At 71.5% G+C, this 26,977-nt stretch carries 18 protein-coding genes and 1 pseudogene; 12 read left to right on the top strand and 7 right to left on the bottom strand.

From position 1 onward, the window contains the following. The first annotated feature begins 3 nt into the window (after positions 1–3). The 3 genes from gltB to ABD126_RS15045 all read left to right on the top strand — a co-directional run bounded on the left by gltB (position 4) and on the right by ABD126_RS15045 (position 7,802). On the top strand, positions 4–4,542 hold the full coding sequence (gltB, locus tag ABD126_RS15055) for a glutamate synthase large subunit (RefSeq protein ID WP_343934431.1): 4,539 nt from the start codon (positions 4–6) through the stop codon (positions 4,540–4,542). Next, positions 4,535–6,040, top strand: coding sequence for a glutamate synthase subunit beta (locus tag ABD126_RS15050; RefSeq protein ID WP_343934430.1), 1,506 nt, complete (start codon positions 4,535–4,537; stop codon positions 6,038–6,040). Before gltB ends, ABD126_RS15050 begins: the two co-directional genes overlap by 8 nt. Positions 6,041–6,125: 85 nt before the next feature. Beyond that, entirely contained in the window at positions 6,126–7,802 is a 1,677-nt protein-coding gene (locus ABD126_RS15045) for an endonuclease (protein WP_343934429.1), read from the top strand. A 106-nt stretch (positions 7,803–7,908) separates the two neighbouring features. Here the strand turns inward: ABD126_RS15045 and ABD126_RS15040 are convergent, their stop codons facing one another. Next, positions 7,909–9,858: a helicase-associated domain-containing protein gene (locus tag ABD126_RS15040; protein WP_343934428.1), complete on the bottom strand. Its 1,950-nt coding sequence runs from the start codon at positions 9,856–9,858 to the stop codon at positions 7,909–7,911. A 94-nt stretch (positions 9,859–9,952) separates the two neighbouring features. Between ABD126_RS15040 and ABD126_RS15035 the strand changes: the two genes are divergently transcribed. Continuing rightward, positions 9,953–10,606: a DUF2461 domain-containing protein gene (locus ABD126_RS15035; RefSeq protein ID WP_343934639.1), complete on the top strand. Its 654-nt coding sequence runs from the start codon at positions 9,953–9,955 to the stop codon at positions 10,604–10,606. Here ABD126_RS15035 and ABD126_RS15030 read toward each other — a convergent pair. Further along, the gene (locus ABD126_RS15030; RefSeq protein ID WP_343934427.1) at positions 10,584–10,925 is read right to left on the bottom strand and encodes a VanZ family protein; all 342 of its coding nucleotides are present in this window, start codon (positions 10,923–10,925) and stop codon (positions 10,584–10,586) included. The two genes, ABD126_RS15035 and ABD126_RS15030, sit on opposite strands and share 23 nt — an antisense overlap. Positions 10,926–11,007: 82 nt before the next feature. Here ABD126_RS15030 and pyk point away from each other — a divergent pair, with 82 nt between their 5' ends. The 3 genes from pyk (at position 11,008) to ABD126_RS15015 (ending at position 13,980) form a co-directional block, all read left to right on the top strand. Further along, positions 11,008–12,432, top strand: coding sequence for a pyruvate kinase (pyk, locus tag ABD126_RS15025; RefSeq protein ID WP_343934426.1), 1,425 nt, complete (start codon positions 11,008–11,010; stop codon positions 12,430–12,432). Between the two features lie 8 nt (positions 12,433–12,440). Beyond that, positions 12,441–13,367, top strand: a complete 927-nt coding sequence (tesB, locus tag ABD126_RS15020) for an acyl-CoA thioesterase II (RefSeq protein WP_343934425.1) — start codon at positions 12,441–12,443, stop codon at positions 13,365–13,367. A 61-nt stretch (positions 13,368–13,428) separates the two neighbouring features. Continuing rightward, entirely contained in the window at positions 13,429–13,980 is a 552-nt protein-coding gene (locus tag ABD126_RS15015; RefSeq protein ID WP_343934424.1) for a Uma2 family endonuclease, read from the top strand. Here the strand turns inward: ABD126_RS15015 and ABD126_RS15010 are convergent. Both ABD126_RS15010 and ABD126_RS15005 read right to left on the bottom strand, forming a co-directional pair. After that, on the bottom strand, positions 13,970–15,352 hold the full coding sequence (locus ABD126_RS15010) for a pyridoxal phosphate-dependent decarboxylase family protein (protein WP_343934423.1): 1,383 nt from the start codon (positions 15,350–15,352) through the stop codon (positions 13,970–13,972). The two genes, ABD126_RS15015 and ABD126_RS15010, sit on opposite strands and share 11 nt — an antisense overlap. 21 nt (positions 15,353–15,373) lie before the next feature. After that, positions 15,374–15,925: an Lrp/AsnC family transcriptional regulator gene (locus ABD126_RS15005; RefSeq protein ID WP_343934422.1), complete on the bottom strand. Its 552-nt coding sequence runs from the start codon at positions 15,923–15,925 to the stop codon at positions 15,374–15,376. A gap of 14 nt (positions 15,926–15,939) precedes the next feature. Here ABD126_RS15005 and ABD126_RS15000 point away from each other — a divergent pair, with 14 nt between their 5' ends. Both ABD126_RS15000 and ABD126_RS14995 read left to right on the top strand, forming a co-directional pair. Beyond that, on the top strand, positions 15,940–16,533 hold the full coding sequence (locus ABD126_RS15000) for a LysE family translocator (RefSeq protein ID WP_343934421.1): 594 nt from the start codon (positions 15,940–15,942) through the stop codon (positions 16,531–16,533). Positions 16,534–16,615: 82 nt separating this feature from the next. Further along, positions 16,616–17,797 (top strand): outer membrane protein assembly factor BamB family protein, encoded by a 1,182-nt coding sequence (locus ABD126_RS14995; RefSeq protein ID WP_343934420.1) that lies wholly within the window; start codon positions 16,616–16,618, stop codon positions 17,795–17,797. On the opposite strand, the gene ABD126_RS14990 is transcribed toward ABD126_RS14995, so the two are convergent. The 3 genes and pseudogenes from ABD126_RS14990 to ABD126_RS14980 form a co-directional block, all read right to left on the bottom strand. Next, complete coding sequence (locus tag ABD126_RS14990) at positions 17,757–19,073, bottom strand: PIN-like domain-containing protein (RefSeq protein ID WP_343934419.1); 1,317 nt, start codon at positions 19,071–19,073, stop codon at positions 17,757–17,759. The two genes, ABD126_RS14995 and ABD126_RS14990, sit on opposite strands and share 41 nt — an antisense overlap. Positions 19,074–19,258: 185 nt before the next feature. Continuing rightward, positions 19,259–21,118 (bottom strand): ricin-type beta-trefoil lectin domain protein, encoded by a 1,860-nt coding sequence (locus tag ABD126_RS14985; RefSeq protein WP_343934418.1) that lies wholly within the window; start codon positions 21,116–21,118, stop codon positions 19,259–19,261. A 181-nt stretch (positions 21,119–21,299) separates the two neighbouring features. Beyond that, positions 21,300–21,485 (bottom strand): annotated as a pseudogene (locus tag ABD126_RS14980) (substrate-binding domain-containing protein); the annotation flags it as partial. Between the two features lie 825 nt (positions 21,486–22,310). Here ABD126_RS14980 and gndA point away from each other — a divergent pair. The 3 genes from gndA (at position 22,311) to ABD126_RS14965 (ending at position 26,949) form a co-directional block, all read left to right on the top strand. Further along, positions 22,311–23,750 carry an NADP-dependent phosphogluconate dehydrogenase gene (gene gndA / locus ABD126_RS14975; RefSeq protein ID WP_343934416.1) on the top strand — a complete coding sequence of 480 codons (1,440 nt, stop codon included), beginning with the start codon at positions 22,311–22,313 and terminating at the stop codon, positions 23,748–23,750. A gap of 24 nt (positions 23,751–23,774) precedes the next feature. After that, positions 23,775–24,389, top strand: coding sequence for a rhomboid-like protein (locus ABD126_RS14970; protein WP_343934415.1), 615 nt, complete (start codon positions 23,775–23,777; stop codon positions 24,387–24,389). 355 nt (positions 24,390–24,744) lie between these two features. After that, positions 24,745–26,949, top strand: a complete 2,205-nt coding sequence (locus tag ABD126_RS14965) for a SulP family inorganic anion transporter (RefSeq protein ID WP_343934414.1) — start codon at positions 24,745–24,747, stop codon at positions 26,947–26,949. Positions 26,950–26,977 lie beyond the last annotated feature (28 nt).

The following is a 26,977-nucleotide window of genomic DNA, read 5'->3' as shown; positions in this document are numbered from 1 at the left end:
GCAGTGATCTTCTCCGCCATCCCGTCCCCGCAGGGGTTGTACGACCCGACCGCGGAACGTGACGCCTGTGGTGTGGCGATGGTCGCCGACATCCAGGGGCGGCGGTCGCACGCCATCGTGGTGGACGCCCTGACCGCGCTGGCGAACCTGGAGCACCGCGGCGCGGCCGGCGCCGAGCCGACCAGCGGCGACGGCGCGGGCATCCTGCTGCAACTCCCCGACGCCTTCCTCCGCGAGGTCGTCGACTTCGACCTGCCCGAGGCCGGCCACTACGCCGCCGGCATCGCCTTCCTGCCCGCCGACGACGAGCGCCGCGCCAAGGCGCAAGCGCTTGCGCAGCGGATCGCGCGGGAGGAGGGGCTCGCCGTCCTGGGCTGGCGCGACGTCCCGGTGGACCCGGACCTGGCGGACGTGGGACCGACGGCGCGGTCGGTCATGCCCCACTTCGCCATGCTGTTCGTCGCCGCCGAGGACGACGCCGAGGGCGTCGCCCTGGACCGGCTCACCTTCGCCCTGCGCAAGCGGGTCGAGCACGAGACCCGCGCGGCGGACGCCGGCACGTACTTCCCGTCGCTGTCCGCCCGCACGATCGTCTACAAGGGCATGCTGACCACCGGCCAGCTCCCGGCGTTCTTCCCGGATCTGCGCGACGACCGGCTGGCCACCGCCATCGCCCTGGTGCACTCGCGGTTCTCCACCAACACCTTCCCGTCGTGGCCGCTGGCGCACCCCTTCCGGTACGTCGCCCACAACGGCGAGATCAACACCGTGCGCGGCAACCGCAACCGCATGCGGGCCCGCGAGGCGCTGCTCGCGAGCGACCTCATCCCGGGCGACCTGGCGCGCCTGTTCCCGATCTGCGACCCCGACGGCTCGGACTCGGCGTCCTTCGACGAGGTGCTGGAGCTGCTGCACCTGGGTGGCCGCAGCCTGCCGCACGCGGTGCTGATGATGATCCCCGAGGCCTGGGAGAACCACGCCTCGATGGACCCCAAGCGCCGCGCGTTCTACGAGTTCCACGCGAGCCTGATGGAGCCGTGGGACGGCCCGGCGTGCGTCACCTTCACCGACGGCGCGCTGGTCGGCGCGGTCCTGGACCGCAACGGCCTGCGCCCGGCCCGCTGGTGGCAGACCGCCGACGGCCGCGTGGTGCTCGCCTCCGAGACCGGCGTGCTCGACGTGCCCGCGGACCGGGTCGTCGCCAAGGGCCGCCTCCAGCCGGGCAAGATGTTCCTGGTCGACACCGTCGAGGGCCGCCTGGTCGACGACGACGAGGTCAAGACCCGCCTGGCCGCCGAGCTGCCCTACGACGAGTGGCTGCACGCGGGCCTGCTGGACCTGGCCGACCTCGCCGACCGCGAGCACGTGGTGCAGAGCCACGAGTCCGTGGTGCGCCGCCAGCTCACCTTCGGCTACACCGAGGAGGAGCTGCGCGTCCTGCTGGCCCCGATGGCGGTCGGCGGCATGGAGCCGCTGGGCTCGATGGGCACCGACACCCCGGTCGCCGCGCTCTCCCAGCGCTCCCGGCTGCTCTACGACTACTTCGTGCAGAACTTCGCCCAGGTCACCAACCCGCCGCTGGACGCGATCCGCGAGGAGATCGTCACGTCCGTGTCGCGCGTGATGGGCCCGGAGCAGAACCTGCTGGAGCCGGGCCCGGTCAGCTGCCGGCACATCAAGCTCGCCTACCCGGTCATCGACAACGACGAGCTGGCCAAGCTCATCCACATCAACGACGACGGCGACCTGCCGGGCTTCGCGTGCACCGTCCTCAACGGACTGTACGAAGTGGACGGTGGCGGCCCGGCGCTGCACGCCGCGATCGAGCGGGTCCGGCGCGAGGCGTCCGAGGCGATCGCCGCCGGCGCGCGCATCCTGGTGCTGTCGGACCGCGACTCCGACCACCGCATGGCCCCGATCCCGTCGCTGCTGCTGGTCTCCGCCGTGCACCACCACCTGGTGCGCACCAAGGAGCGCCTGCGCGTCGCGCTGGTCGTGGAGACCGGGGACGCCCGCGAGGTGCACCACATCGCGGCGCTGCTGAGCTACGGCGCGGCGGCGGTCAACCCGTACCTGGCCTTCGAGACCATCGAGGACCTGATCTCGCAGGGCGCGATCACCGGCATCGAGGCCCGCAAGGCGATCCGCAACTACGTGCAGGCCCTGGTCAAGGGCACGCTGAAGATCATGTCCAAGATGGGCATCTCGACGGTCGGCGCGTACACCGCGGCCCAGGTCTTCGAAGCGGTCGGCCTGGCCAACGAGCTGCTCGACGAGTACTTCACCGGCACCGTCTCCAAGCTGGGCGGCGCGGGCCTGGACGTGCTGGCCGAGGAGGTCGCGCTGCGCCACCGCCGCGCCTACCCGGACAACCCCACCGAGCGCGTGCACCGCCGGCTGGAGGTGGGCGGCGAGTACGCCTACCGCCGCGAGGGCGAGCTGCACCTGTTCACGCCGGAGACGGTGTTCCTGCTCCAGCACGCCACCAAGACCGGCAAGCAGGACGTCTACCGCCGCTACACCGAGGAGGTCGAGCGGCTGTCCCGCCAGGGCGGCACGCTGCGCGGCCTGTTCTCGCTGCGCACCGAGGGCCGCACGCCGGTCCCGATCGACGAGGTCGAACCGGTCTCCTCGATCGTCAAGCGGTTCAACACCGGCGCGATGTCCTACGGCTCGATCTCCGCCGAGGCGCACGAGACGCTGGCCATCGCCATGAACCGGCTGGGCGGCCGGTCCAACAGCGGCGAGGGCGGCGAGGACCCCGAGCGCCTCTACGACCCCGAGCGGCGCAGCGCGGTCAAGCAGGTCGCGTCCGGCCGGTTCGGCGTGACCAGCGAGTACCTGGTCAACGCCACCGACATCCAGATCAAGATGGCGCAGGGCGCGAAGCCCGGCGAGGGCGGGCAGCTGCCCGGCTACAAGGTCTACCCGTGGATCGCGCGGACCCGGCACTCCACGCCGGGCGTCGGCCTGATCTCCCCGCCGCCGCACCACGACATCTACTCCATCGAGGACCTGGCGCAGCTCATCCACGACCTGAAGAACGCCAACGAGCGGGCCCGCGTCCACGTGAAGCTGGTCAGCGAGGTCGGCGTCGGCACGGTCGCGGCGGGCGTGGCCAAGGCGCACGCGGACGTCGTGCTGGTCTCCGGCCACGACGGCGGCACCGGCGCGTCCCCGCTGAACTCGCTCAAGCACGCGGGCACGCCGTGGGAGATCGGCCTCGCCGAGACCCAGCAGACGTTGCTGCTCAACGGCCTGCGCGACCGCATCACCGTCCAGGTGGACGGCGCGCTGCGCACCGGGCGGGACGTGGTCGTCGCGGCCCTGCTCGGCGCGGAGGAGTTCGGCTTCGCGACCGCGCCGCTGATCGTCGCGGGCTGCGTGATGATGCGCGTCTGCCACCTGGACACCTGCCCCGTGGGCGTCGCGACGCAGAACCCGGAGCTGCGCAAGCGCTACACCGGCCAGGCCGAGCACGTGGTGAACTTCTTCGAGTTCGTCGCGCAGGAGGTCCGCGAGCACCTGGCGGCACTGGGCTTCCGCACGATCGACGAGGCCGTCGGCCACGCCGAGCTGCTGCGCACCGACGACGCCATCGAGCACTGGAAGGCGGCGGGCCTGGACCTGACGCCGGTGTTCGACGTGCCCGACACCCCGTACCGCACGGCCAAGCGCCGCGTCCGCGAGCAGGACCACGGCCTGGCGCAGGCGCTGGACCGCACCCTCATCCAGCTCGCCGAGGCGGCGCTGGAGGACGCGCACCCCGTCCGCCTGGAACTGCCGCTGCGCAACGTCAACCGCACCGTCGGCACCCTGCTCGGCGCGGAGGTCACCCGCCGGTTCGGCGGCGACGGCCTGCCCGACGACACCATCCACGTGACCTTCACCGGGTCCGCGGGCCAGTCGCTGGGCGCGTTCCTGCCGCGCGGCATCACGCTGGAGATGATCGGCGACGCCAACGACTACGTCGGCAAGGGCCTGTCCGGCGGCCGGATCGTCGTGCGCCCGCACCCCGACGCGCCGTTCGCCGCCGAACAGCAGGTCATCGCGGGCAACGTGATCGGCTACGGCGCCACGTCCGGCGAGATCTTCCTGCGCGGACGCGTCGGCGAGCGGTTCTGCGTGCGCAACTCCGGCGCGCTCGCCGTGGCCGAGGGCGTGGGCGACCACGCCTTCGAGTACATGACCGGCGGCCGGGCCGTGGTGCTCGGCCCCACCGGCCGCAACCTCGCGGCCGGCATGTCCGGCGGCATCGCCTACGTCCTCGACCTCGACCCGGTCAACGTCAACAAGGCGATGGTCGAACTCCAGCGGCCCGGCGCGGAGGACCTGCGCTGGCTGCGCGAAGTGGTGGAGAAGCACCACAAGCTCACCGGATCGGCCGTGGCCGCGTCGCTGCTGGGCGACTGGCCCCGCCGGTCCGCATCGTTCACCAAGGTCATGCCCGGTGACTACCAGCGCGTGCTCGAAGCGATGAGGCTCGCCCGCGCGGAAGGCAGGGACGTCGACCAGGCGATCATGGAGGCCTCCCGTGGCTGACCCGTACGGTTTCCTCAAGCACCCCCGCAAGGACGCCAAGAAGCGGCCCGCCGCCGAGCGGCTCGACGACTGGCACGAGGTCTACGCGCGCGTCGACCCGGAGGTGCGCGACCGCGAGGTGCGCACCCAGGCGACGCGGTGCATGGACTGCGGCATCCCGTTCTGCCACTCCGGCTCCGCCGGCTGCCCGCTGGGCAACCTGATCCCCGAGTGGAACGACCTGGTCCGCCGCGGCGACTGGGCGCTGGCCTCCGACCGGCTGCACGCCACCAACAACTTCCCCGAGTTCACCGGGAAGCTGTGCCCCGCGCCGTGCGAGGCGGCGTGCGTGCTGGCCATCAGCCACGACGCCGGCGGCGCGGTGACGATCAAGCGGGTCGAGGAGACCATCGCCGACGTCTCGTGGGAGCAGGGGCTCGTGCAGCCGTGGCAGTCCCACGTCTCCAGCGGGAAGCGCGTGGCGGTCGTCGGCTCCGGCCCGGCCGGGCTCGCGGCGGCGCAGCAGCTGACCCGCGCCGGCCACGAGGTCACCGTCTACGAGCGCGACGACCGGCTCGGCGGGTTGCTGCGCTACGGCATCCCCGAGTTCAAGATGGAGAAGAAGGTCCTCGACCGGCGGCTGGCCCAGCTGCGCCGCGAGGGCACGAAGTTCGTCACCGGCTGCGAGGTCGGCGTGGACCTGACCGTCGAGCAGCTGCGCGAGCAGTTCGACGCCGTCGTGCTCGCGGTCGGCGCGCTGCGCGGCCGGGACGACACCACCACGCCGGGGCGGGAGCTCAAGGGCATCCACCTCGCGATGGAGCACCTGGTCCCGGCGAACCGGGCGTGCGAGGGCGACGGGCCGTCGGCCATCGACGCCGCCGGCAAGCACGTCGTGATCATCGGCGGCGGCGACACCGGCGCCGACTGCTACGGCACCGCCTCCCGCCAGGGCGCGGCGTCGGTGCTCCAGCTCGACCAGTACCCGCAGCCCCCGTCGCAGCGCGACGACGCCCGCTCGCCGTGGCCGGTGTGGCCGTGGATCCTGCGCACCTACCCCGCCCACGAGGAGGCGGGGGAGCGCAAGTTCGCGGTCGCCGTGGAGAAGTTCATCGGCGACGACGAGGGCCACGTCCGCCAGATCCAGCTGCGCAAGGTGCGGGTCGAGAAGGACGCCTCCGGGCGGCGGCAGGTCGTGCCGACGTCGGAGGAGGTCGAGGTGCTGCCCGCGGACCTGGTGCTGCTGGCGATCGGCTTCGAGGGCGTCGAGCACATGCCGCTGCTCGACGGCCTGGGCATCAAGCTGACCACGCGCGGCACCATCTCGTGCGGCTCGGACTGGCAGACGCAGGCGCCGGGCGTGTTCGTGTGCGGCGACGCCCACCGCGGCGCGTCGCTGGTGGTGTGGGCGATCGCCGAGGGCCGCTCGGTGGCCAACGCGGTCGACAGGTTCCTGACCGGCTCGTCGGACCTGCCCTCGCCGGTGATCCCGAACCAGCTGCCGCTCGCCGTCGTGTGACGTCGTCGGGGAGCGGTCCTCTCCGGACCCCGGCGTAACGGCGGGGCCGCTCCGCTCGACGCTACCTCCATGAGGGAGGTGGGCGATGACGTCCGACGCGCTGCTGCCCCGCCTGGCCGCCACCCGCGCCCGCTACGAAGGCCGTGCGGCGCAACGCGAACACGTACACGCCACGGTCGAGCGCCGCGGCGTCCTGCACACCGACACCCCGCACCGGGTGACCCGCCGGCTCAACCGGTTGGGTGTCGACTGGCAGCTGGCGGCGGCCGTCGAGAGCGGCGCGTCGGCCGTGCGGTCGGGTCGGCGGGAGCTGGCCCTGGAACGCCTCATCGGCCGCAACACCGTGGTGGACACGGGTTTCCTGGACTGCGGGTTGGCGGCGGCGCGGGCGGTCGGGCGGGTGGACGTCGCCGGGCGGTCGGCGACCGGGGTGCTCATCTCGCCGGTGTTGTTGCTGACCACCAACACCGCGTTGCCGAGCGTGACCGACGCGTCACGTGCGGCGGTCGAGTTCGACTCGGTCACGACGGGGTTGAGCCCGGAGCGGTTCTTCGTGACGGACCTGGTGCTGGACTTCACGGTGGTGGCGGTGCGCGAGGGGGCGTTGCCGCCGCACCTGCACCTGGTGGAGCACGAGGGCAAGGCGATCCTCGGTGAGCGCCTGACGTCCGTGCGCGTGCCGGAGGGCGGGCCGAAGCTGTTCGGGTTGCGCGAGCACGTGATGGTGGACGTGCTGGACGACTTCGTGCACTACGAGCCGGGGTTGGACGGGTCGGGCGGGCCGATCTTCAACGACCAGTGGGAGGTCGTGGCGCTGCACCACTCGGGCGTGGCGGAGGGGTCGGCGTGGCGCGCGGGGGAGGGGGTGCGGATCAGCCGGGTGCTGCGGGCGTTGCGGGAGCGGCCGTTGAGCGGCGAGGCGGCGCACCTGCGGGCCCAGGTCTTCGACACCGCGCCGGCGGTGCACGAGGCGGACTCGGAACTGCGCGGCGCGCTGGTGAACCTGGACATCGGCCGGAGCCGCGTCTACTACGACCCGTCGGCCGACCGAGCCGCCCGCGACCGTTACTACGAAGGCATCCACCCGACCCGGTCGAACCTGCACGACCTGCTGGCCCGCACCCACGTCCGCTGCCCGGCGTACCGGCCGTGCCGCATGCTGTACCCGTGGGTGGACCTGCACCCGGACCTGAAGCTCCGAAGCCTCCACTCCGGTGCCGCGGTCGATCCCGCCGACGTGATCCGAGCCGACGTCGAGGCCGAGGCGGCCCGAGCGCGCCGCTTCCGCGACCTGGCCGCGGCCGGCCTACCCGACCCGGGCACGCTGCTGGCGGAATTCGAGGTGTTGGAGGAAACCCACCCGTTCAACTGCGAACACGCCGTGCCACCGGCCTTGTTCGACCGCAGAGAACCCATGCGAGGCGACCTGCACCACCAGTTCACGAGGGAGGTGGGCGACCCGCCCCCGGCGACCCTCTGGGACGGCAGCGACCCTCGGGACCGCAGTGGCGTTGGGAATCCCAGCGGCCCGTGGGACCGCAGCGGCCCCTGGGACCGCAGTGGCCCGCTGGCGAGGGCGACCCTGTACTTCCTGGTCCGCTACCCGGGCGTGGTGGACGACGACCTGGTGCCGGACCTGATCATGTGGCACGAGCGCGACCCGGTGACCGACCACGAGCTGCACCGGAACGCGGCGATCGCCGAAATCCAAGGCAACCGCAACCCCTTCATCGACCACCCGGGCTGGGCCCTGGACATCTAACCCACCCACACCCGCGAACACCCGCGCCACCCTCGCGCCGCCACCCTCGCGCCGCCACCCTCTCTACGGGACGCGCGAGTCGCCAAAAGGTCGCGGATCCTGCATGTCACACGATCGGGTGAGACTCGACCGGCTTCACCGACCGTATGTGCCCCACCAGGAACTCACGCTGCTCCCCGTGCGGCCCGTTCACCGTCAGGTTCCCGGCCGCGTGCTCCACCGGCGTGATCACATGCCGAATGGTGCTCCGCGGCCCGTCCGCCACCGCTATCTCCACCGACGTCCGCGTCACCAACGCCTCCGCCAGCAACACCACCTCCGAATCGCGCAACACCAACGACTGGTCGCGCAACAACCGCACCGTCGTCAACCGCCGCGATTCCACCTTCGGCGGCACGATCCGCGGCCGGGGGCGTTCGCGCTCCACCAGCGCCACCGCCAACTTGGCCAACTCCTGATCCGTCAACGACGCCCGCCACCGCCGCCACGTCGGGATCTTCCGCGGCGGCGGTTCGACGCGGCGGCGTGGCATGCGGTCCAGGACGCCGTCGGCCGTGGGGGCGTAGCCGGCCGCCCGGAGCAGGGCCAGCGTCTCGTCCGCCGGTCTCGCCGACGCCAGCACGGTGGGCCCCAACGGCTGCAACGACAGCGGTGTCAACGACCGGTGGCCCGCGATCTCCGTCAGCAGCTCCGGGTCGTCCGCCCGCACGCAGCTCGCCACCGCCGTCACGCTGACCCGCCCCTGCCGCCGCGCCACCTCCCGCACCAGGCGCTCCACCGGCTGCGGCACGCCGTGCTCCGCGATCGACGCCAACCGGGCCAGCAGCCGCTCCGGGCTGTGCCCCGCGTCCAACGCCCGGCGCACGCTCGCTCCGGTGAACCGCCACCCGCCCTCGGCGGCGTCCGCGGCCAGGCCCAGCACCGACGACAGCTCGTCGTCCGGCAGACCACCGACCACCGCCGTCAGGTCCGGCCGCAGCAACGCCGTGCGCACCGCCGGCGGCACGAACCGGTCCGCCACCTCCGACTCCCGGCCCGCCAGGACGGCCCGGCCCAACGCCGTCGCCGTCCCCAGCGCGACCAGCCCGACCGCCTCCGCCTCGGCCAGCGCCGCCTCCGTCACCACGGCGCCTTGGAACGCCGGCCGCCGCCACGACAGCTCCGCCACCACCTCGTGCCGGTGCTCGAACGCCTCGTCCTCGCCCAACCGGGCGAACCGCTCCAGCACCCCGCGCCGCGTGACGTCCCCGCACGACAACGGGTCCGCCAACGCGGGGCGCGACTTGCCCGGCTGCCACACCAGCCGGGGCCACGCGCCGGCCAGCGCCGCCAGGCGGTCCGCCGGTTCCGCGCCGCGCCACGGGTCCGACCGGGTCGTCGGCACCACCCGCCAGTCCGCGACCGCCAGCAACCGCGCCTCCACGGCCAGTTCCAGCCACAGCCGCGCCCGCGCCTCGTCCGCCCGCAGCGAATCGGCGACCCGCCGCAACTCCCGCACGCCGACCCCGCCGCGCGCGCTCACCACCTCGCCGTCGCACAGGTCCACCAACCGGGTCACACCGTCCACAGTGGACGTCGCGGACGCGGCTGCCGCCCGGTCGGCGAACGCCCGGTTCTGCGCCACCCGCCGCGGCGCGCGCGGCGCGGGCGTGATGCGCCGGGGTGGTTCGGTCCCGCACGGCCGCAGGTTCGGGGCCGCGCGCAGGGCCTCGCCGGAGTCCCAGACCAGGGCGCGCGCCCGCAACTCCGCCAACGCCCGCTTCAGCTCGGCCCGCCCGGCTTTCCCGTTGCACCGCAAGCGTTCCGCGAGCACGTCCACGCCGACCGGCGCCACCGTCCCGCCCAGCGCCAGCACCGCGTCGAGCACGTCCCGGCACCCGCGGTCCAGGCCGTCCACCGCCAACCGCAGCGACGCCGCCGTCGACAGCTCGTCGGCCAGCGCCCGCAGCGACCGCGGCCGGGTGTCCGCCGCGTCCCGGCGCAGCGCGAGGACGTCCCTCAGCCCCGGCGCGTCGAGCCCGCGCAGCCAACCGGCCAACGCCGATTCCCTACCCACTCAGCCGATTATGCACACAAAGTCACCGGCCGGTGATTGTCTGCTATAGAGCGTTCGAATGGTGCCACGAATGGACGAACGTAAGCTGAGCGCCGTGGAATTCACCGGCTTCGGAGAGCACGCCATCGACTTCTTCGACGGCTTGTCGGTCGACAACTCGAAGGCCTTCTGGGAGGACAACAAGCACGTCTACCAGTCCGACGTGCGCGCGCCCATGGAGGCGCTGCTGGCCGCCCTGGAACCCGAGTTCGGCAAGGGCAAGGTCTTCCGCCCCTACCGGGACGTGCGGTTCAGCAAGGACAAGACGCCCTACAAGGACCACTGCGGCGGCGTGGTCGAACTCGGCCGCGGCGGCGGCGCGCACTACGTCCAGATCGGCACCGCGGGCCTGTTCGTGGCGGGCGGCTCGTTCGCGATGGCCTCCGACCAGATCGCCCGCTACCGCGAGTCGGTCGTCGACGACCTGCGCGGCCAGGCCCTGGAGAAGATCCTCAGGAAGCTCGCCAAGCAGGGCTGGGAGCTGCGCGGCGACAAGCTCAAGCGCGCGCCCAAGGGCGTGGACCCCGAGCACCCCCGCGTCGAGCTGGCCAAGCACAAGCGGCTGTACGTGGCGAAGGTCTGGCCGCCGGACGACACCCTGCACGAGCCGGAGTGCCACGACCGGGTCCTCAAGGCGTGGCGCGAGGTGAACCCCCTGGTCGACTGGTGCGCCGACCACATCGGGGTCACCGAGGTCGGGTTCCGCTGAGCGCCCGCCGCGCCACCAGCCACCCCAGCCCGACGCCCACGACGTCCACCAGGCCGTCCACGACGTCCCCGCCGCGCCCCAGGGCCGTGATCACCGCCTGCAACACCTCCGACACCGCCGCGTAGGCCACCAGCCCGCCCAGCAGCGGCACGGCCGGCAGCCGCGCCCACAGACCGGTCGCTGCCAGCAGCGCGAACAGCAGCACGTGCACGACCTTGTCGGTGCCCGGCGGCGAGTCCGGCACGCCCGACTGCGGGGTGAACAACACGATGACGCTGAGCAACACCGCGGTCACGAACGGGAGGATTCTGCGGCTCACAGGCCAGATTGTGCCTGTTTCGGCGAGATTACCCCCCGGTACATCCTGATCGGTCCAGTGAAGGGGACTAGTCTCTCCAGACGTGAGTCGACGCGCGAAGATCGTCTGTACGCTGGGCCCTGCCACCGCGACCGAGGAGAAGGTCAACGAGCTGGTAGCGGCCGGTATGGACGTGGCCAGGATGAACTTCAGCCACGGCAGCCATGCCGACCACAAGCAGGTCTACGACCTCGTCCGCGCCGCATCGGACCGCACCGGGCGCGCGGTGGGCATCCTCGCCGACCTCCAGGGCCCCAAGATCCGGCTCGGCCGGTTCGCGCACGGCCCCGTCGAGTGGCGCACCGGTGACGTCGTCCGGGTGACCGTCGAGGACGTCGAGGGCACGCACGACCGCGTCTCCACCACGTACAAGCAGCTCGCGCACGACGCCAAGGTCGGCGACCGCCTGCTGGTGGACGACGGCAAGGTCGGCCTGGTCGTGACCGACGTCGAGGGCGCGGACGTGGTCTGCGAGGTCACCGAGGGCGGCCCGGTCAGCAACAACAAGGGCCTCTCGCTGCCCGGCATGGACGTGTCCGTGCCGGCGCTGTCGGAGAAGGACATCGAGGACCTGGAGTTCGCCCTCAACCTGGGCGTCGACTTCATCGCCCTGTCCTTCGTCCGCTCGCCCGCCGACATCGACCTCGTGCACCAGGTCATGGACCGCGTCGGCCACGGCCGCCGCCCGGTCATCGCCAAGATCGAGAAGCCCGAGGCCGTCGACAACCTCGAAGCCATCGTGCTCGCGTTCGACGGCGTGATGGTCGCCCGCGGCGACCTGGGCGTCGAGCTGCCGCTGGAGCACGTGCCGCTGGTGCAGAAGCGCGCGATCCAGATCGCCCGCGAGAACGCCAAGCCGGTGATCGTCGCCACGCAGATGCTCGACTCGATGATCACCAACTCGCGCCCGACCCGCGCCGAGACCTCCGACGTCGCCAACGCCGTGCTCGACGGCGCGGACGCGTTGATGCTGTCCGGCGAGACGTCCGTGGGCCGGTACGCGATCGAGACCGTGCGCACGATGGGCCGCATCATCGAGGCCGTCGAGACCGAGTCCACGCAGGTCCCGCCGCTGACGCACGTCCCGCGGACCAAGCGCGGCGTCATCTCCTACGCGGCCCGCGACATCGGCGAGCGGCTCAACGCCAAGGCCCTGGTCGCGTTCACGCAGTCGGGTGACACGGTGCGCCGGCTGGCCCGCCTGCACACCCACCTGCCGCTGCTCGCGTTCACGCCGGAGCAGAGCGTGCGCAGTCAGCTTGCTCTCACGTGGGGCACCGAGACGTTCCTGGTGCCTAAGGTGGACTCGACGGACGAGATGGTCCGCCAGGTGGACCAGTCGATGCTGCACATCGGCCGGTACCAGCCGGGTGACCTGGTCGTCGTCGTGGCAGGCTCCCCGCCTGGCACCATCGGCTCGACCAACCTCATCCGGGTGCACCGCCTGGGGGAGGAAGACCACGCTTAGGGGATGACGTGACCGAGGCTGCCCGCGCCGCCGCTGCCGCCGGCTTCGCGGACCTTCCGCTGGACACCGATGGCGTACCGCACGGGCAGCCCGTGCTCGACCGCCTCGTGGCGCTGCTGGACCTGGAGCGCATCGAGGAGAACATCTTCCGCGGGGTGTCGCCCGCCGAGTCGCCCGTGCGGGTGTTCGGCGGGCAGGTCGCCGGGCAGGCCCTGGTGGCCGCCGGGCGGACCGTCCCGCCGGAGCGCCGGGTGCACTCGCTGCACTCGTACTTCATTCGAGGCGGTGATCCGACCGTCCCGATCGTGTACGAAGTCGATCGCATCCGTGACGGCCGGTCGTTCACGACCCGCCGGGTCGTCGCCGTGCAGCACGGCAAGGCGATCTTCGCGCTGTCCGCGTCCTTCCAGCTGGACGAGGAGGGCATGGACCACTTCGAGCCCATGCCGTCCGTCCCGCCGCCGGACTCGCTGCCCACCTACGCCGAGTCGGCGGCCGGGTACCTGGAGAAGGTCGGCATGGCGCGGCTGCCCCGCCCGATCGACATCCGCTACGTGACCGAACCGCCGTGGCGGGCCCGCGAGGACGGTCCGGGCGAGGCGCGCAGCCAGGTGTGGATGCGCGCGGACGGCAAGCTGCCCGACGACGACATGCTGCACGTGTGCGTGCTGGCGTACGCGTCGGACATGACGCTGCTGGACTCCGTCCTGGTGCGCCACGGCGTGTACTGGGGCACGGACAAGCTGCTGGGCGCCTCCCTGGACCACGCGATGTGGTTCCACCGCCGCTTCCGCGCCGACGAGTGGTTCCTGTACGACTGCGAGTCCCCGTCGGCGTCCGGCGCGCGCGGCCTGGCCACGGGCCGTTTCTACGCCCAGGACGGCCGCCTGGTGGCCACGGTGGTCCAGGAAGGCCTGCTCCGCCTCATGCGCTGACTTCGCTACAGTCGGTGACCAAGGGAGTGCCGCAATGAGAGGTGGGTTCGAGCTGAGCGCCATGCTGTGGCCTGACCACCTGCTCACACTCGAAGAGTGGGACGCGCTGCCGGAAGACGAGTCGCACCACGTTGAGCTGGTTGAAGGAGTCCTGCTAGGGGCACCGAAGCCAGCCCCCAAGCACCAGTTCGCGACCTCGGGGCTCTGGGCCACGCTCCGCGACCAGTTGCCAGGGGACGTCACACCGGTGCCCGATGTCGATGTCGTGATCAACGCGATCCCACCCGTCACCGTACGTGCACCGGATGTCGTGGTTGTCCACAACAAGCGTTTCCTGGAGTACCCGAAGCGCTTCGACGCCGACGACGTCTTGCTGGCCGTGGAGATCGTGTCGCCCGGAACCGGCCGAACGGACCGCATCTTCAAGCCGATCGAGTACGCCGACGCGGGCATCCCGCACTACTGGCTGCTCGAACTGGATGACCAGGTCACGTTGACCGCTTTCGACCTGGTCGGTGGCGGCTACCAGGTCGTGGCGAGCGGTACCGGGAAGGTCGAGGTGCCGAGTCCCTTCCCGGTCGTCCTCGACCTGCCCGCGCTGATCACCGGCTAGACCGCAGCGCCTCCCACATCGCCCGCACGTGCTCCTCTTGGGTCGCTTCCGCGCCGATGGCGATGCGGACCGCGAACCGGCCGTTCACCGTGGTGTGGGTGAGGAAGGCTGTGCCCTCGGCGTTCACCGCGTCCATCGCCCGTCGTGTGGCCTCGTCGCCGTCGCGGTGGGCGATGGTCACCAGGGACAGCGAGCGCGGCACGACCAGTTCCCAGTCGGCGTCGGCCGCGACCCAGGACTCCAAGGCCGAAGCCAAGGCCACGTGGCCGCGCAGGTGGGACCGGATGCCCTCCAGGCCGTACCAGCGCAGCACCGACCACAGCTTCAACGACCGGAACCGGCGACCCAGCGGGATCTGCCAGTCGCGGTAGTCCACGACCGCCCCGGATTCCGTCGCGCTGTTGCGCAGGTACTCCGGCAGGATCGTCAGCGCGTCCACCAGCACGTCCGGGTGCGCGGTCCAGAACAGCGACAGGTCGAACGCCGTCAGCATCCACTTGTGGGCGTTGGCGCAGAACGAATCCGCCTTCTCCACCCCCGCGAACAGGCCGCGGAACTCCGGGCACAGCGCCGCCGGGCCCGCCCACGCCGCGTCGACGTGCAGCCAGATCCCGTGCCGCGCGCAGACCTCCGCGATCTCGGCGACGGGATCGACCGCGCCGGTGCCGGTGGTGCCGATGGTGGCGCACACCAGCACCGGCCGCCGACCGCTGTCCACATCGGACTGGATCTGCCGCTCCAGCTCGGCCACGTCCATGGCCAGCACCCCGTCCACCGCGATGGACCGCACGGCCTCCTCACCCAGCCCCGCGATGCGGGCGGCACGCTCGATGGACGAATGCGTCTGCGATGAGACGTAAACCGTCTCGTCACCGTCCACACCGGACTGCCGCCACTTGCCCGACCGCCGGTGCAACGCCGCCAGCACGGCGACCAGGGCCGCCGAGGACGCGGTGTCCTGGATGACGCCACCCCCGACGAACGACCGCGGCAGGCCCATCGCGCCGACCAACTCGTCCATCAGGTGCTGCTCGACCTCGGTGGCCGCGGGCGAGGTGGACCACAGCATCCCCTGCACGCCCAACCCGGACGAGACCAGGTCGCCGAGCACCGAGGGCAGGGACGCGTTGGACGGGAAGTACGCGTAGAACCCGGGGTGCTGCCAGTGGGTCGTGCCCGGCACGACGACCCGGTCCAGGTCGGCGAGCAGGCCGTCGAACCCCTCCCCGTGCTCGGGCAGCGGGGCCAGCTTCGAGCGCACCCAGCCGGGCTCGACCTGGGACCGCACGGGCAGGTCGCCGAGGCGCTCGCGGTAGTCGGCGATCCAGTCGATCACCTCGTGGCCGATCCGGCGGAACTCGTCAGGCTGCATACCCGCACGGTAACCCGGAGGTCACACCCGCCGGCGGCGGTGGGTCGGTCGGCGGTCGGCGGGCGGGGTCAGGGCGCGGGTCTCGACGCGTTCCAGCACGACCGAGCTGGTCAGGTTCCGGACCTCGGTGCGCGAGGCGATCTTGTCCATCAGGAACGCCTGGAGGTGGGTGCTGTCGGCCACCGCGATGTGGATCAGGAAGTCCGCCGTGCCGCTGACGTGGAACAGCGAGCGGGTCTCCGGCTGCGCCATCACGAACGCCCGGAACGCCGCCACCACCGGCCGCGTGTGCGGGCGGACGTTGACCGACACCACCGCCTCCAGCGGCAGGCCCGTCGTGCGCGGGTCCACCACCGCGTGGAAGCCGGTGATCACGCCCAGCTCGCGCAGCCGCCGCACCCGTTGCAGGCACGTCGAGGGCGCGAGCCCGACCAGGTCGGCCAGGGTCCGGTTCGGCAGGGTGGCGTCGTTCTGCAACTCTTCCAGAATGCGCCAATCAACCGAATCCAGTTCGGCTACTTCCGTCACAACCGAACACTCTACTGAACCGGTGGCGTCGAACCGAACCTCCATCGTGGACTGTCGCCGTGCACATCGCCTGGACCTCCTTCCTGCTGGCCGTCGTGGTCATCACGATCGTCCCCGGCCCGGACTTCGTGCTGGTCACCGGCAACGCCGTGCGCGGCGTCCGCCTCGGCGCGCTCACCGCGCTGGGCGTGGTCACCGGCCTGCTCGTGCACGCGACGCTGGCCACGCTGGGCCTGTCCGCCCTCGTCGCCGCCGCGCCCACGGCCCTGCTCGTGGTGAAGGCGATCGGCGCGGCCTACCTGCTGTACCTGGGCGTGATGACCCTGCGCTCCCGGGGCGCCGCCACCGCACCGCCGCGCTCGGACCGGTCGGTGTTCCTGCGCGGCCTGATGTGCGACCTGCTCAACCCGAAGGTCATGCTCACGTTCCTCAGCCTCGTCCCGCAGGCCATGGACCCGTCCGCGCCGCCCCTGCCCCAGGCCGCGCTGCTGTCGGCGGTGGCGGTGGGTGTGTTCGCCGCGTTCTGGTCGGTGGTCGTCCCGCTGGCCGGCCGCCTGGCGACCCTGCTGTCCCGCCCGAAGGTCCGCCCGGTCTTCGAACGCCTCTGCGGCACGGCCCTCATCGGCATGGCGGCCTCGGTCCTCGCCGCCTGACCGCATCAAACCGCGCTCCGCGCTCATCGGGACAACGTCGGCACCCCGCCAGCCCCGCCGCCGTGACCCAACCACCGCCGCCGTGAACCTGACCGCCACCGGCCTTGCCGCCGCGAACCCGGCCACCGGGGTCTCGCGCCCCGCTGGTCAAGCCACTTCGGCGCGGGCAAGTACCCGCGTCCCGTTCGTGGCCGGCGACCACGCTTACGTCGGCGACGAGAACAGCCACCTCACCAAGCTCCCGCTCACCACCAGCACGGCGGGCTCCCGGCTTCACCCCGACCTGGAGCGCGAACGAGTGCTTCAACGGCGTTTACAGCAAGCCGCCGTGGGCCACGGCAAGGTCTTCGTCAGCACGATCGCCGGCTTTGTGTGCGCGTTCGACAGGACCCCGCCCGTCTCTGGCACCGACGGCATCCCCCGGCCCGAGCTCATGTGGCGGGCGAGGATGCCGAGCAAGGGCTGGGCGAACGGCCCGGTCCTCGCCCATGACACGCTCTACGCCATCGGCGACAACGGTGACATCCTCGCCCTCGACCGGTCCACCGGCGCACCCCGCTGGACCGCCAACGTCGGCGGCTCCGACGCGCAGCACCCGCTGCTCGCGGCACCGACCGTCCTTGAGGGCAAGCTCTACGTCGGCATCCACGACGGCCGGATCATGTCTGTCACTCCGCCGACCACCGGAACCACGGGCACTGTCCGCGCGGTGTCGCTGACGACCACCGGCACGACCCGCTGGAAACAGGACACCGGCCACGCGTGCACCTGCAGCGGCCGAGCGCAGGCCCCGGCGGTGGTGGACGGCATCGTGTGCGCCCCGACCAAGACCCACATCTTCTACCTCGACCGCGACACCGGCACGTGGACCGCCAGCGCCGACACCAGCCCGAACCAGCCGACCACCCCGGCGGTCATGATCGGCGTCGCCTACACCGGCGGGAACGCGTCCGGCGGCATGACGAGCGGGGCGTTGCAGGCGTTCGACGCGAAGATCGGCGCGCTGCTCGACTACCTGCGCACCCACACGGTGGCGAACACCAGCCCGGCGGTCGCGCCGGACGGCAAGGTGCTCCTCGGCGGCGGAAACGGCTGCCAGGGCGGCCGCGTCGTGTTGGCCTACACGCCCTCTGCACCCCAGCGCACGGCTGACCGTTCGTCAGCTCGCCCGGCCGCCGTAGTGGTCGGGCGAGTTCCGGTCGAAATCCTGCGCCGGAGTCGGGTCAGTCGCCATCGTCGGGCAGTTCCAGTCCGTCCGCGATGACTTGCTGGATCATGGGAAGCACTTCGGGGTGGATGCGGAACCCCGCTGCCCAACCCACTTCCGGCGAATCGTCGTTGTACACGGCCAAGAGAATGTCGACAGCCTTCTCGTCCGCGAGTCCAACGCCCTTCACGAACTGCGCGATCCGATTGACCGGTCTCGTGAAGCCGCGCAGGCTCCGCTGCGGTGAGTACTCCGCGATGTCGTAAACCTGGTCCCTCGTCACGAACCCCGACTGCGCCGCGGCTGCCTTGATCACCTCTGCCTGGACCTTCGCCTCGCCACTGAGACTGATCATGAAGATCGTCAACGCCTTCACCGTCCACCCACCCCCGGGCGGTACTTCCTCCGATCGGGAGACCGCGGAGTCGATGTTCTCGACATCCCTCACGGAGTCGGCGCTGACCTCGACTTCGAGGAAGGTCTTCGCGTATTCCAGAAGCTGTGACGGTCGCACCATAAGCAAGAGCTGCCCGGTCCGGCGAAGCATCTCCTGCACCAACTCCACCCGCGGACCTCGCCGCTGCCCAGCTTCGACCCGCCACCAGTCTTCCTTGTTGTCGCCGGTGACGAAGACAACGGGCTTCTTCCTCGCCTCGGCCTCGGTGAGGACCTGCTCCCAGACGATGTAGTCGCCGGCTGCCCGGGAGTCACCCTTGCTCTTGTCCTTGTATCCCGGCGGCTCCTGGTTGGCGACTCGGCGCAGTCCTTCGGTGACCGCCTTCGCGTGTGCTTGCGGGCTCATCTCGGCGCCGACTCGTCCGGCGACGATTTCCTCGAGCTCTTTGAGCACCGCGTCCTGCGCGGTGTTGTAGCTGAAGTCGGTGTTGGTCGCTGCCGACAGCGCGCGGACCTCGGACGCGACCTGGTCAAAACCCGATTGGATGTGGCCGACGAGAGTGCTTGTGGTCTCCGGGGGAAGCGAGACCCGGTTGGCCCACGACCGCAGGTCATTGATCGCATTCCCGCAGTGGGTGGCGATCGAGTCGACGGTCTTGTCGGAGTCGCCTGGGTCCCGGATGACAGACTCCCGGTTGCGCCAGAACTCGACCAGGACTTGGTGCGGCACCCACAGGTTGACGGCCAGTTTCCTGAGCACGCTGAGGAGGTTCTCGCGCGCGTCAGGGGTGTACCTGTACAGGTTGAGTAGGACGTTCGCATCCGGGACTATGAGTCCCTCGGACAGCGTCGCGGCCACCTCCTCCCGCGCGACGGTCCGATAGCCCTCGAATCCGTCGTAGAGGCTTCTGTGGTCTTGTCCGCCCGTGTCGGCCATGCCCGGTGATCGCGGATCGGTGGAAGAGCGTTACCGGGTCGGCACGCGCTTGGAAAGCCTTTGGCCCGCCCGGTGGCTCTCCACACCGGGCGGGCCGGAGGGGACGACGGCGGTTCACCCGCCCGGTGCGCCGCCGTCCGCGGCTCGTGGTGCTGCCGACACCGCGAGCCCGACGCGACGAAACGTCACAGGGTCCACTTCTGGTTCGCGCCCGTCGTGCACGTCCAGATCTGCAGCCGGGTTCCGTCCGCCGGGTTGTTCCCCGTCACGTCCAGGCACTTCCCGGAGAACTGGTTCACCAGCCGGCCCGACGAGTCGTGCGTCCACTTCTGGCTGGACCCCGGGTGGCAGTCCCACAGGTGGGTCACCGTGCCGTCCGCCGCGCTCGGGCCGTTGACGTCCAGGCACTTGCCCAGCGCGCGCAGGGTCCCGTCCGCCGCGCGGGTCCAGGTCTGGGCCGCCGTGCCGTTGCACGTGTAGAGCTGCACGGCGGTGCCGTTGGCGGTCGCCGCGCCGGCCACGTCCACACACTTGCCGGCCAGGCCGGTGATCGCACCGCCGCCGCCCGAGCCCGGCGTGCCCGACCAGGTGAACGTCGCCGACGTCCGCGCGGGCAGCGTGTAGGTGAAGGACTGGTTGCCCCAGTTCACCCGCACCGACTGCGCCGAGCCGCCGCCGTTGTGGGCGATCAGGGCCTTGGAACCGTCCGGGTTGCGCCACGCCACGTTCTGCACGGTGCTGTTGGCGGTCGAGTCGATGCGGAACGCGCCCGGCTTCACGAACTTCGTCAGGTGCCCGGTCGTGTAGTACTCGACCGTGTAGTCCACCTGGCCGGCCCGCGCCCCGCCCTCCTGCACGGTGATCAACCCGGTGCACGTGCCGCAGCCGCCGTTGTGCGGGCCCATGAACTGGTTGAGCGCCAACGACCACTTCACCAGGCTGCCGCTCCAGTTGCGGGCGTAGTTGACGATGTCGGCCATGTCCTCGTTGTGCTGGTTGGCGATCCAGGTGCCGCCCGAGTGCTCGGTGCTGAACTGCTTCACGTTCGGGTACTGGTCGTGCACCTGCGTCCCCACGGCGGGGTCGCCGAAGTAGCCGTGCCACGCGATGCCGCCGAACAACGGGTCGTTGCGGACGCCCGCGTCGTTGAGCACGCCCGAGCCGAAGTTCGCGTAGTCGCCGTAGTTCCAGTCGTGCACCAGGACCTTGGTGGACAGCCCCGCCGCGCGCAGCGCCGGGTACACGTGGTTCTTGGTGAACTCCACCAGCCCGGACGGGTTCCAGCTCATGCCCGGGTAGTTCATGGCGGTCGGGTTGGACGCCTGGCAGCAGTTCGGCTCGTTCTGCACGGACAGGTAGTCCACCGGGATGCCGGCGTTCTGGTAGCTCTGGACGTACTTCACGAGGTACTGGGCATAGGTGGGGTAGTGCTCCCACTTGAGCCAGCCCATCTGGTCCATGCGCCCGTTGTCCTTCATCCACCCCGGCGCGCTCCACGGCACGCCCTTGACCCGCAGCGCCGGGTTGAGCGACTTGGCCTGGGCGGTGAGCAGGCGGACGTCGGTGTCGTAGCCGTTGGCCCCGAAGTCGTTGAGGTCGCAGCACGTGTCGTCCAGTGACACCATGCCCGGCCGGGACAGGTCGGACGCCCCGATCGGGTTGCGCACGAACGACAGGCCGATGCCGTCGACGGGGTGGAACAGCTTGCGCATCACGGCGTCCCGCGTGGCCGCCGACACCGGCCCGCCGCGCAGGAGGTAGGCGGTGGTGTCGGTGATCGACGCGCCGCCGCCCTCGAACCGCTGGTAGGTGGTGCCTTCGTTGACGGTGATGGTGTGGGTGGCGCTGCCGCCGCTGGTGCTGAAGTTGACCGGCGTCTGCTGCTGGAGGCCCCGGGTCACCGTCCGCCCCCCGCTGTCGGAGGTGGTGGTGAGCCAGACGTCGACCTGCTCGCCCGCGGCACTGGCGGCAGGGACGGCCAGGGACGCGGCGACGACGGCCGCTATCGCGGCGGTGGTGGTGAAGACCCGACGGTGGGAGGGCACCTCGGACTCCTTTCGGCGATTTGCGAACTGCGGACTGCGAGCTGCGGAGTGCGGACTGCCAGACGAAACAAATGAAACAAAATCGGAACAGCAGCGCACGGCCCAGGAAACAGCTCGCCGAACACCGCTGTCAAGGGTGCGGAAAAGCGCGGGGGAAATACCGGGAAATACCGGGAAACGCTCAGCGCGCGGGCCCGGTGGACCGCACCGGTTGCCGGACGGTGGTCAGCTCCGGTGTCGTGGCCCGGCTGAGGTCCAGGTCGTCGAGCCCGGCGATCGACACGTCCCCGGGCACACCCAACCCGCGCTCCCGGGCCGCCCGCAACGCGCCACGGCCATCTTGTCGTTGAACGCCACCAGCGCGGAGGGCGGTCGGTCGAGGGCGAGGACGTCCCGCGCCGCCAGGTGCCGTTCAGGACACGCGACACGGTCGCAATGGACAATTAGGTCTAAGCCACCACGTCCCGCGCAGCGGGTGCGCTTCGCTTTTGGGGCGCGCAGCGCCCTCGCTTTTGGGCTTTTCCGTCCTCCCCGTACGGCCTGCCCGAAGGGCTACCACACTTTCCCGGGGTTGGGCCAAAAAGTTTTGCGAGGAACGAGCAAAAGTTTTTCGAACAACCCCGGGAAAGTGTGGTCGGCTCCGCCAGGCCGTACGGGGAGGACGGAAAAGCCCTTCTTTTGCTCTTCCTCCCCGGGGGCCTGCCCGCCGGCGAGGCTCTTTTACGCTTTGAACTGAACTCTCACGCTCTCAAGCCGAACGCGCTTCGCGCTCTCATGAGGACGCGCGGAGCGCTCGAAAGATCAAAAGAGGCGCTCGCCGCGCGGCAGGCCCCCGGGGGTGGAAGGGCGTCGGTTCGTTCCCCGTACGGCCTGCCGGAGGCAACCACCCTTTGGCCTTCTGCGCAACCGGTGAAGCGTGGTTGCACAGAAGACCAAAGCGTGGTTGGGCTGCGCCCAGGCCGTACGGGGAACGAACCGAGGCCCTTCCTGTGGCTAATAGCCCTTCAAAAGCGCGCCTGCGGCGCGGGAAGCAGCGCGACGAATGTGAGGGGGACGGGAGTGCGGGCGGGAGGGGGTGGGCTTGGGGGCCGTTGAGGTGGGTCGGGGTGGCTGGGTGGCGACTCGGCGTCATCTGCGGAACAAGGGTCGTGGGGGCGTGCGCGTGGGTGTGGGCTTGGGGCAGGCTGTGCAGATGACCAACTCCGAGGCTCCCGCGCGGATCGGCGTCACCGGGCTCGCCGTCATGGGCAGCAACCTCGCCCGCAACCTCGCCCGGCACGGCTTCCGCGTCGCCGTGCACAACCGCAGCACCGCTCGCACCAAAGCGCTGATCGCCGACCACGGCCACGAAGGTGACTTCGTGCCCGCCGAGACGTTGCAAGAACTGGTCGGCAGCCTCCAGCGACCCCGGCAGATCATCATCATGGTCAAGGCCGGCGCGCCCACCGACGCCGTGATCGACGAGTTGGTCCCGTTGCTCGAAGCCGGCGACATGGTGATCGACGGCGGCAACGCGCACTACGCCGACACCCGCCGCCGTGAGGCCGCGCTGCGCGAGGCCGGGTTGCACTTCGTCGGCACCGGGATCTCCGGCGGTGAGGAAGGCGCGCTCAACGGGCCGTCGATCATGCCGGGTGGGTCCAAGGAGTCCTACGAGCACCTCGGGCCGGTGTTGGAGGCGATCTCGGCCAAGGTGGACGGTGTGCCGTGCTGCGTCCACGTCGGACCGGACGGGGCCGGGCACTTCGTGAAGATGGTGCACAACGGCATCGAGTACGCCGACATGCAGCTCATCGCCGAGGCCTACGACCTGCTGCACCGCGTCGGCGGGCAGACCCCCGCGCAGATCGCCGACGTCTTCCGCGGCTGGAACACCGGCGACCTGGAGTCCTACCTGGTCGAGATCACCGCCGAGGTGCTGGGGCACACCGACCCGGACACCGGCGCGGCGCTGGTTGACGTGATCGCCGACGAGGCCGAGCAGAAGGGCACCGGGCGCTGGACCGTGCAGGAGGCGCTGGAGCTGGGCGTCCCGGTGACCGGGATCGCCGAGGCCGTGTTCGCGCGCTCCCTGTCCGGTCGGGTGGACCAGCGGCGAGCGGTGCGGGAGGCGTTCGGGGCGTCCCAGGTGGCCGCGCGGCCCGACGAGTCCCTTGTGGAGGACGTCCGGCAGGCGCTGTACGCGTCCAAGGTGGTCGCCTACGCGCAGGGTTTCGACCAGATGCGCGCGGCGAGCGCCGAGTACGGCTGGGACCTCGACCTGGGGGCGATGGCGACCATCTGGCGCGGCGGCTGCATCATCCGGGCGCGGTTCCTCGACCGGATCCGCGAGGCCTACGACAAGAACCCCGAGCTGGCCTCGCTGCTGGTGGACGACTACTTCCGGGACGCGGTCAACAGCGCCGAGGAGGCGTGGCGGCGGGTCGTGGTGAAGGCCGTGACGGCGGGGGTGCCCGCGCCGGGGTTCGTGTCCGCGCTGGCCTACTACGACGGCCTGCGCTCGGAGCGGCTGCCCGCGTCGCTCGTGCAGGGGCTGCGCGACTTCTTCGGCGCGCACACTTACCGGCGCACCGATCGGGCGGGCAGTTTTCACACTCTCTGGTCAGGTGACCGTTCTCAGGTGGACGCCTGACCCCACCGGCTCGACCATGGCCGGGTGCGTGAACGCTTCCGGCGCCACCCCGTCACGGCGGGCTACCTGCTCGCCGTGGCGGGGCTCGCCCTGCTCATGCGGTTCGTGTTCGCCGACGGGATGACGGCGCAGGTCCGCGAGTCGCTGAGCACCAACCCGGCCAACCTCGCCGACCACCCGGTGAACGCCCTGCTGGGCAGCGCGTTCGTGCTGGACCCCGCCGACCCGCTGGTGTTCACCGTGCTGGTCCTGGCGGCCGTGGCCGGGTGCCTGGGCGCGTTCGAGCGCGAGGTCGGGCCGTGGCGGGCGGTCGCGGTCGCGCTCGTCGGGCACGTCGGCGCGACGCTGGTGACCACCGCGGTCATCGCCGCCGGCGCGTACCCGGCCGACCTGACCCACGTGACCGACCTGGGCGTCAGTTACGTGGCCTTCGCCGCCGCGGGCGCGGTGACGGTGTTGCTGCCGATGGTGCTGCGCGGGCCGTGGATGGCCCTTGTCGTGGCGTACCCCCTGCTGACCGCCGACTGGTACGGGCTGGTGCCCGAGTTCGGCGCGGTCGGTCACGTAGCCGCCGCGTTCATCGGATCGGGTTGTGGGGCGTTCGCCGTTCACCGGGTCTACGCGTCAGTCGGGCGGTAGGCCCGTCACCTGCTGTAACGGCCCGGTCGAAGATCAACACGACCGGGTGGAACCGCTGTCAGGCGCGCCACATCGTCGTCATCATGGAGGGGACGCGAGCCGCGTGACGCGGGCTGGCGGTCCCCCCTGTGCCGACCCCCTGTGCGCCGACACGGAGGTGCCACCGTGGCGACTCCCCACGACCGCGCCGAGGCCGAGCCACTGCTCGACGCCTACCGGCCGCACCGCGTGCCGCCCTTAGCGCCGCGTCAGATCCGCTCCGCCGCCGCGCCTCGCGGCTAGGCCCCCGCTTCCACCACGCCCCGCGCCACCCCGGCGCGGGGGCGGTCCCCCCTTGTCCCGAGAGGAAAGCCGAATGAACCGACCGCGCCCCAACAAGTCCCACGCCGGCGAGCACACCACCGCCGGTCCTCCGGAAGGGCTCGCCGCCGTCCTGCGCCACGACGTGCCGGCCTCGCTCGTGGTGTTCCTGATCGCCGTGCCGCTGTCGCTGGGCTTCGCCGCCGCGACCGGCGCGCCGCTGATCGCCGGGCTCATCTCCGCCGCGGTGGGCGGCATCGTGGCGGGCGCCCTGGGCGGCGCGCCGATGCAGGTCAGCGGGCCGGCCGCGGGCATGGTGCTGATCACCGGCGGGATCATCGCCGAGTACGGGTGGGCCGCCACCGCGATGATCACCATCGGCGCGGGCCTGGTGCAGGTGGTGTGCGGGCTGACGCGGGTCGGCCGGGTCGCGCTGTCGCTGTCGCCGGCCGTCGTGCACGGGCTGCTCGCGGGCATCGGCGTGACCATCGCGATCGGCCAGCTGGTCGTGGTGCTGGGTGGTCAGCCCGGGTCCACGGTGTGGGTGAACCTGGCGCGGACGTTCGACGCCTTCGACTCCTCCGCGCTGGTCGTCGGGCTGGTCGCCGTGGCGGTGCTGGTGCTGTGGCCGAAGGTGCCGCGCTCGTCCTACGTGCCCGCGCCGCTGGTCGCGGTGCTGGTGGCGACCCTCGCGGGCGCCGGGATGGACGTGGCCCGGGTGGACCTGCCCTCCGGCGCGCTGGACCAGGTCGTGCTGCCGCAGATGCCCAGCGGGACGTTCTGGGGCATCGCCTTCGCCGTGCTGGCCGTCGCCGTGGTGACCGCGGTCGAGTCGCTGCTGTCCGCGGTGGCCGTGGACAAGCTGCACGACGGGCCGCGCGCCGACCTGGACCGGGAGCTGGTGGCGCAGGGCGTGGCCAACGCGGTCGCCGGGTCGCTGGGCGGGCTGCCGGTCAGCGGCGGCATCGCGCGCGGCTCGACCAACGTGGCGGCCGGCGCGCGGACGCGGGCCTCGGCGGTGCTGCACGGCGTGTGGATCGCGGTGTTCGTGCTGGCCCTCGGGTCGGTGCTGGAGCTGATCCCGTTGGCCGCGCTGGCCGGTGTGCTGCTCGTCGTCGGCGTGCGGCTGGTGGACGTGCGGCGGATGCGGACGTTGTGGCGGCACGGCGAGTTCGGCGCGTACGCGGTGACCGGGCTGGGCGTCGTGGCGCTGGGCCTGGTGGAGGGCGTGCTGCTGGGCGTCGCGGCGGCGGCGCTGCGGTCGCTGTACCGGCTGACGCACAGCTCGGTGCGGGTGTTCGAGGAGCCCGACGGGTGGCGCGTGGTCATCCGCGGCTCGCTGGTGTTCCTCGGCGTCGGTCGGCTGGTGCGGGACCTGCGCGCGATCCCACTGGGGCAGAAGGTGGTGCTGGAGCTGCACATCGACTTCCTCGACCACGGCGCGTTCGAGGCGATCGACGACTGGCGCGCCGGCTACGTGCGGCTGGGCGGGCACGTGTACGTGGACGAGGTGCACGACACGTGGTTCTCCAAGGCGACGCGCGGCATCCCGGCCCTGCGCAAGACCCCGCTGTCGCCGCTGCCGCGGTGGTTCGCGCCGTGGTCGCACTGGCAGCGCCGGCGGGCGGTGACCCTGCCCCGGCCGCGCGAGGACGCCGACCCGATGATCCGCGGGATGCACGAGTTCGAGCGCTCCGCCGCGCCCCTGGTCCGGCCGTTCCTGGCGGAGCTGGCCGTGCGCGGGCAGCGGCCCCGGCAGCTGTTCATCACCTGCGCCGACTCGCGGGTGGTGCCGAACCTGATCACCACCAGCGGCCCCGGCGACCTGTTCTGCGTGCGCAACATCGGCAACCTGGTGCCCGTCGACGGCGACGACTCGGTGGGCGCGGCCGTCGAGTACGCGGTGGAGGTGCTGGCGGTCGAGACGATCGCGGTGTGCGGGCACTCCGACTGCGGTGCGATGAAGGCCCTGGTGAACGGGTCCGCGCGGCCGGGGTCGCAGCTGCGGTCGTGGCTGCGGGCGGCCGAGCCGAGCCTGATCCGGTTCCACGCGACGGGGTCGTCGGACCTGCCGGCGGTGGAACGGCTCGCGGTGGCGAACGTGGCGCAGCAGCTGGACAACCTCATGGCGTACCCGAGCGTGCGGGAGGCGGTGGGGGCGGGGGCGCTGCGGCTGGTCGGGATGTACTTCGACATCTCCCAGGCGCGGGTCTACCTGGTCGACCCGGAGCGCGACGGGTTGGAACCGGTCAAGGCGTAGGGCCCCGCGGCGGAACCGGCCCCGGTCG

It is taken from the genome of Saccharothrix mutabilis subsp. mutabilis (genome assembly GCF_039521145.1).
Classification (GTDB): domain Bacteria; phylum Actinomycetota; class Actinomycetes; order Mycobacteriales; family Pseudonocardiaceae; genus Actinosynnema; species Actinosynnema mutabilis.
The sequence above is the reverse complement of the archived record's forward strand: the minus strand, read 5'-3'. Positions and strand labels throughout refer to the sequence as shown.

Excerpts from the sequence above, each read along its gene's own strand:
- ABD126_RS14965 (WP_343934414.1), top strand. The coding sequence starts at position 24,745 with ATGAACCGACCGCGCCCCAACAAGTCCCACGCCGGCGAGCACACCACC.
- ABD126_RS15005 (WP_343934422.1), bottom strand. The coding sequence starts at position 15,925 with ATGGAGGTTCGGTTCGACGCCACCGGTTCAGTAGAGTGTTCGGTTGTG.
- gndA (WP_343934416.1), top strand. The coding sequence starts at position 22,311 with ATGACCAACTCCGAGGCTCCCGCGCGGATCGGCGTCACCGGGCTCGCC.
- ABD126_RS15010 (WP_343934423.1), bottom strand. The coding sequence starts at position 15,352 with ATGCAGCCTGACGAGTTCCGCCGGATCGGCCACGAGGTGATCGACTGG.
- ABD126_RS14990 (WP_343934419.1), bottom strand. The coding sequence starts at position 19,073 with ATGGCCGACACGGGCGGACAAGACCACAGAAGCCTCTACGACGGATTC.
- ABD126_RS15045 (WP_343934429.1), top strand. The coding sequence starts at position 6,126 with ATGACGTCCGACGCGCTGCTGCCCCGCCTGGCCGCCACCCGCGCCCGC.
- ABD126_RS15015 (WP_343934424.1), top strand. The coding sequence starts at position 13,429 with ATGCTGTGGCCTGACCACCTGCTCACACTCGAAGAGTGGGACGCGCTG.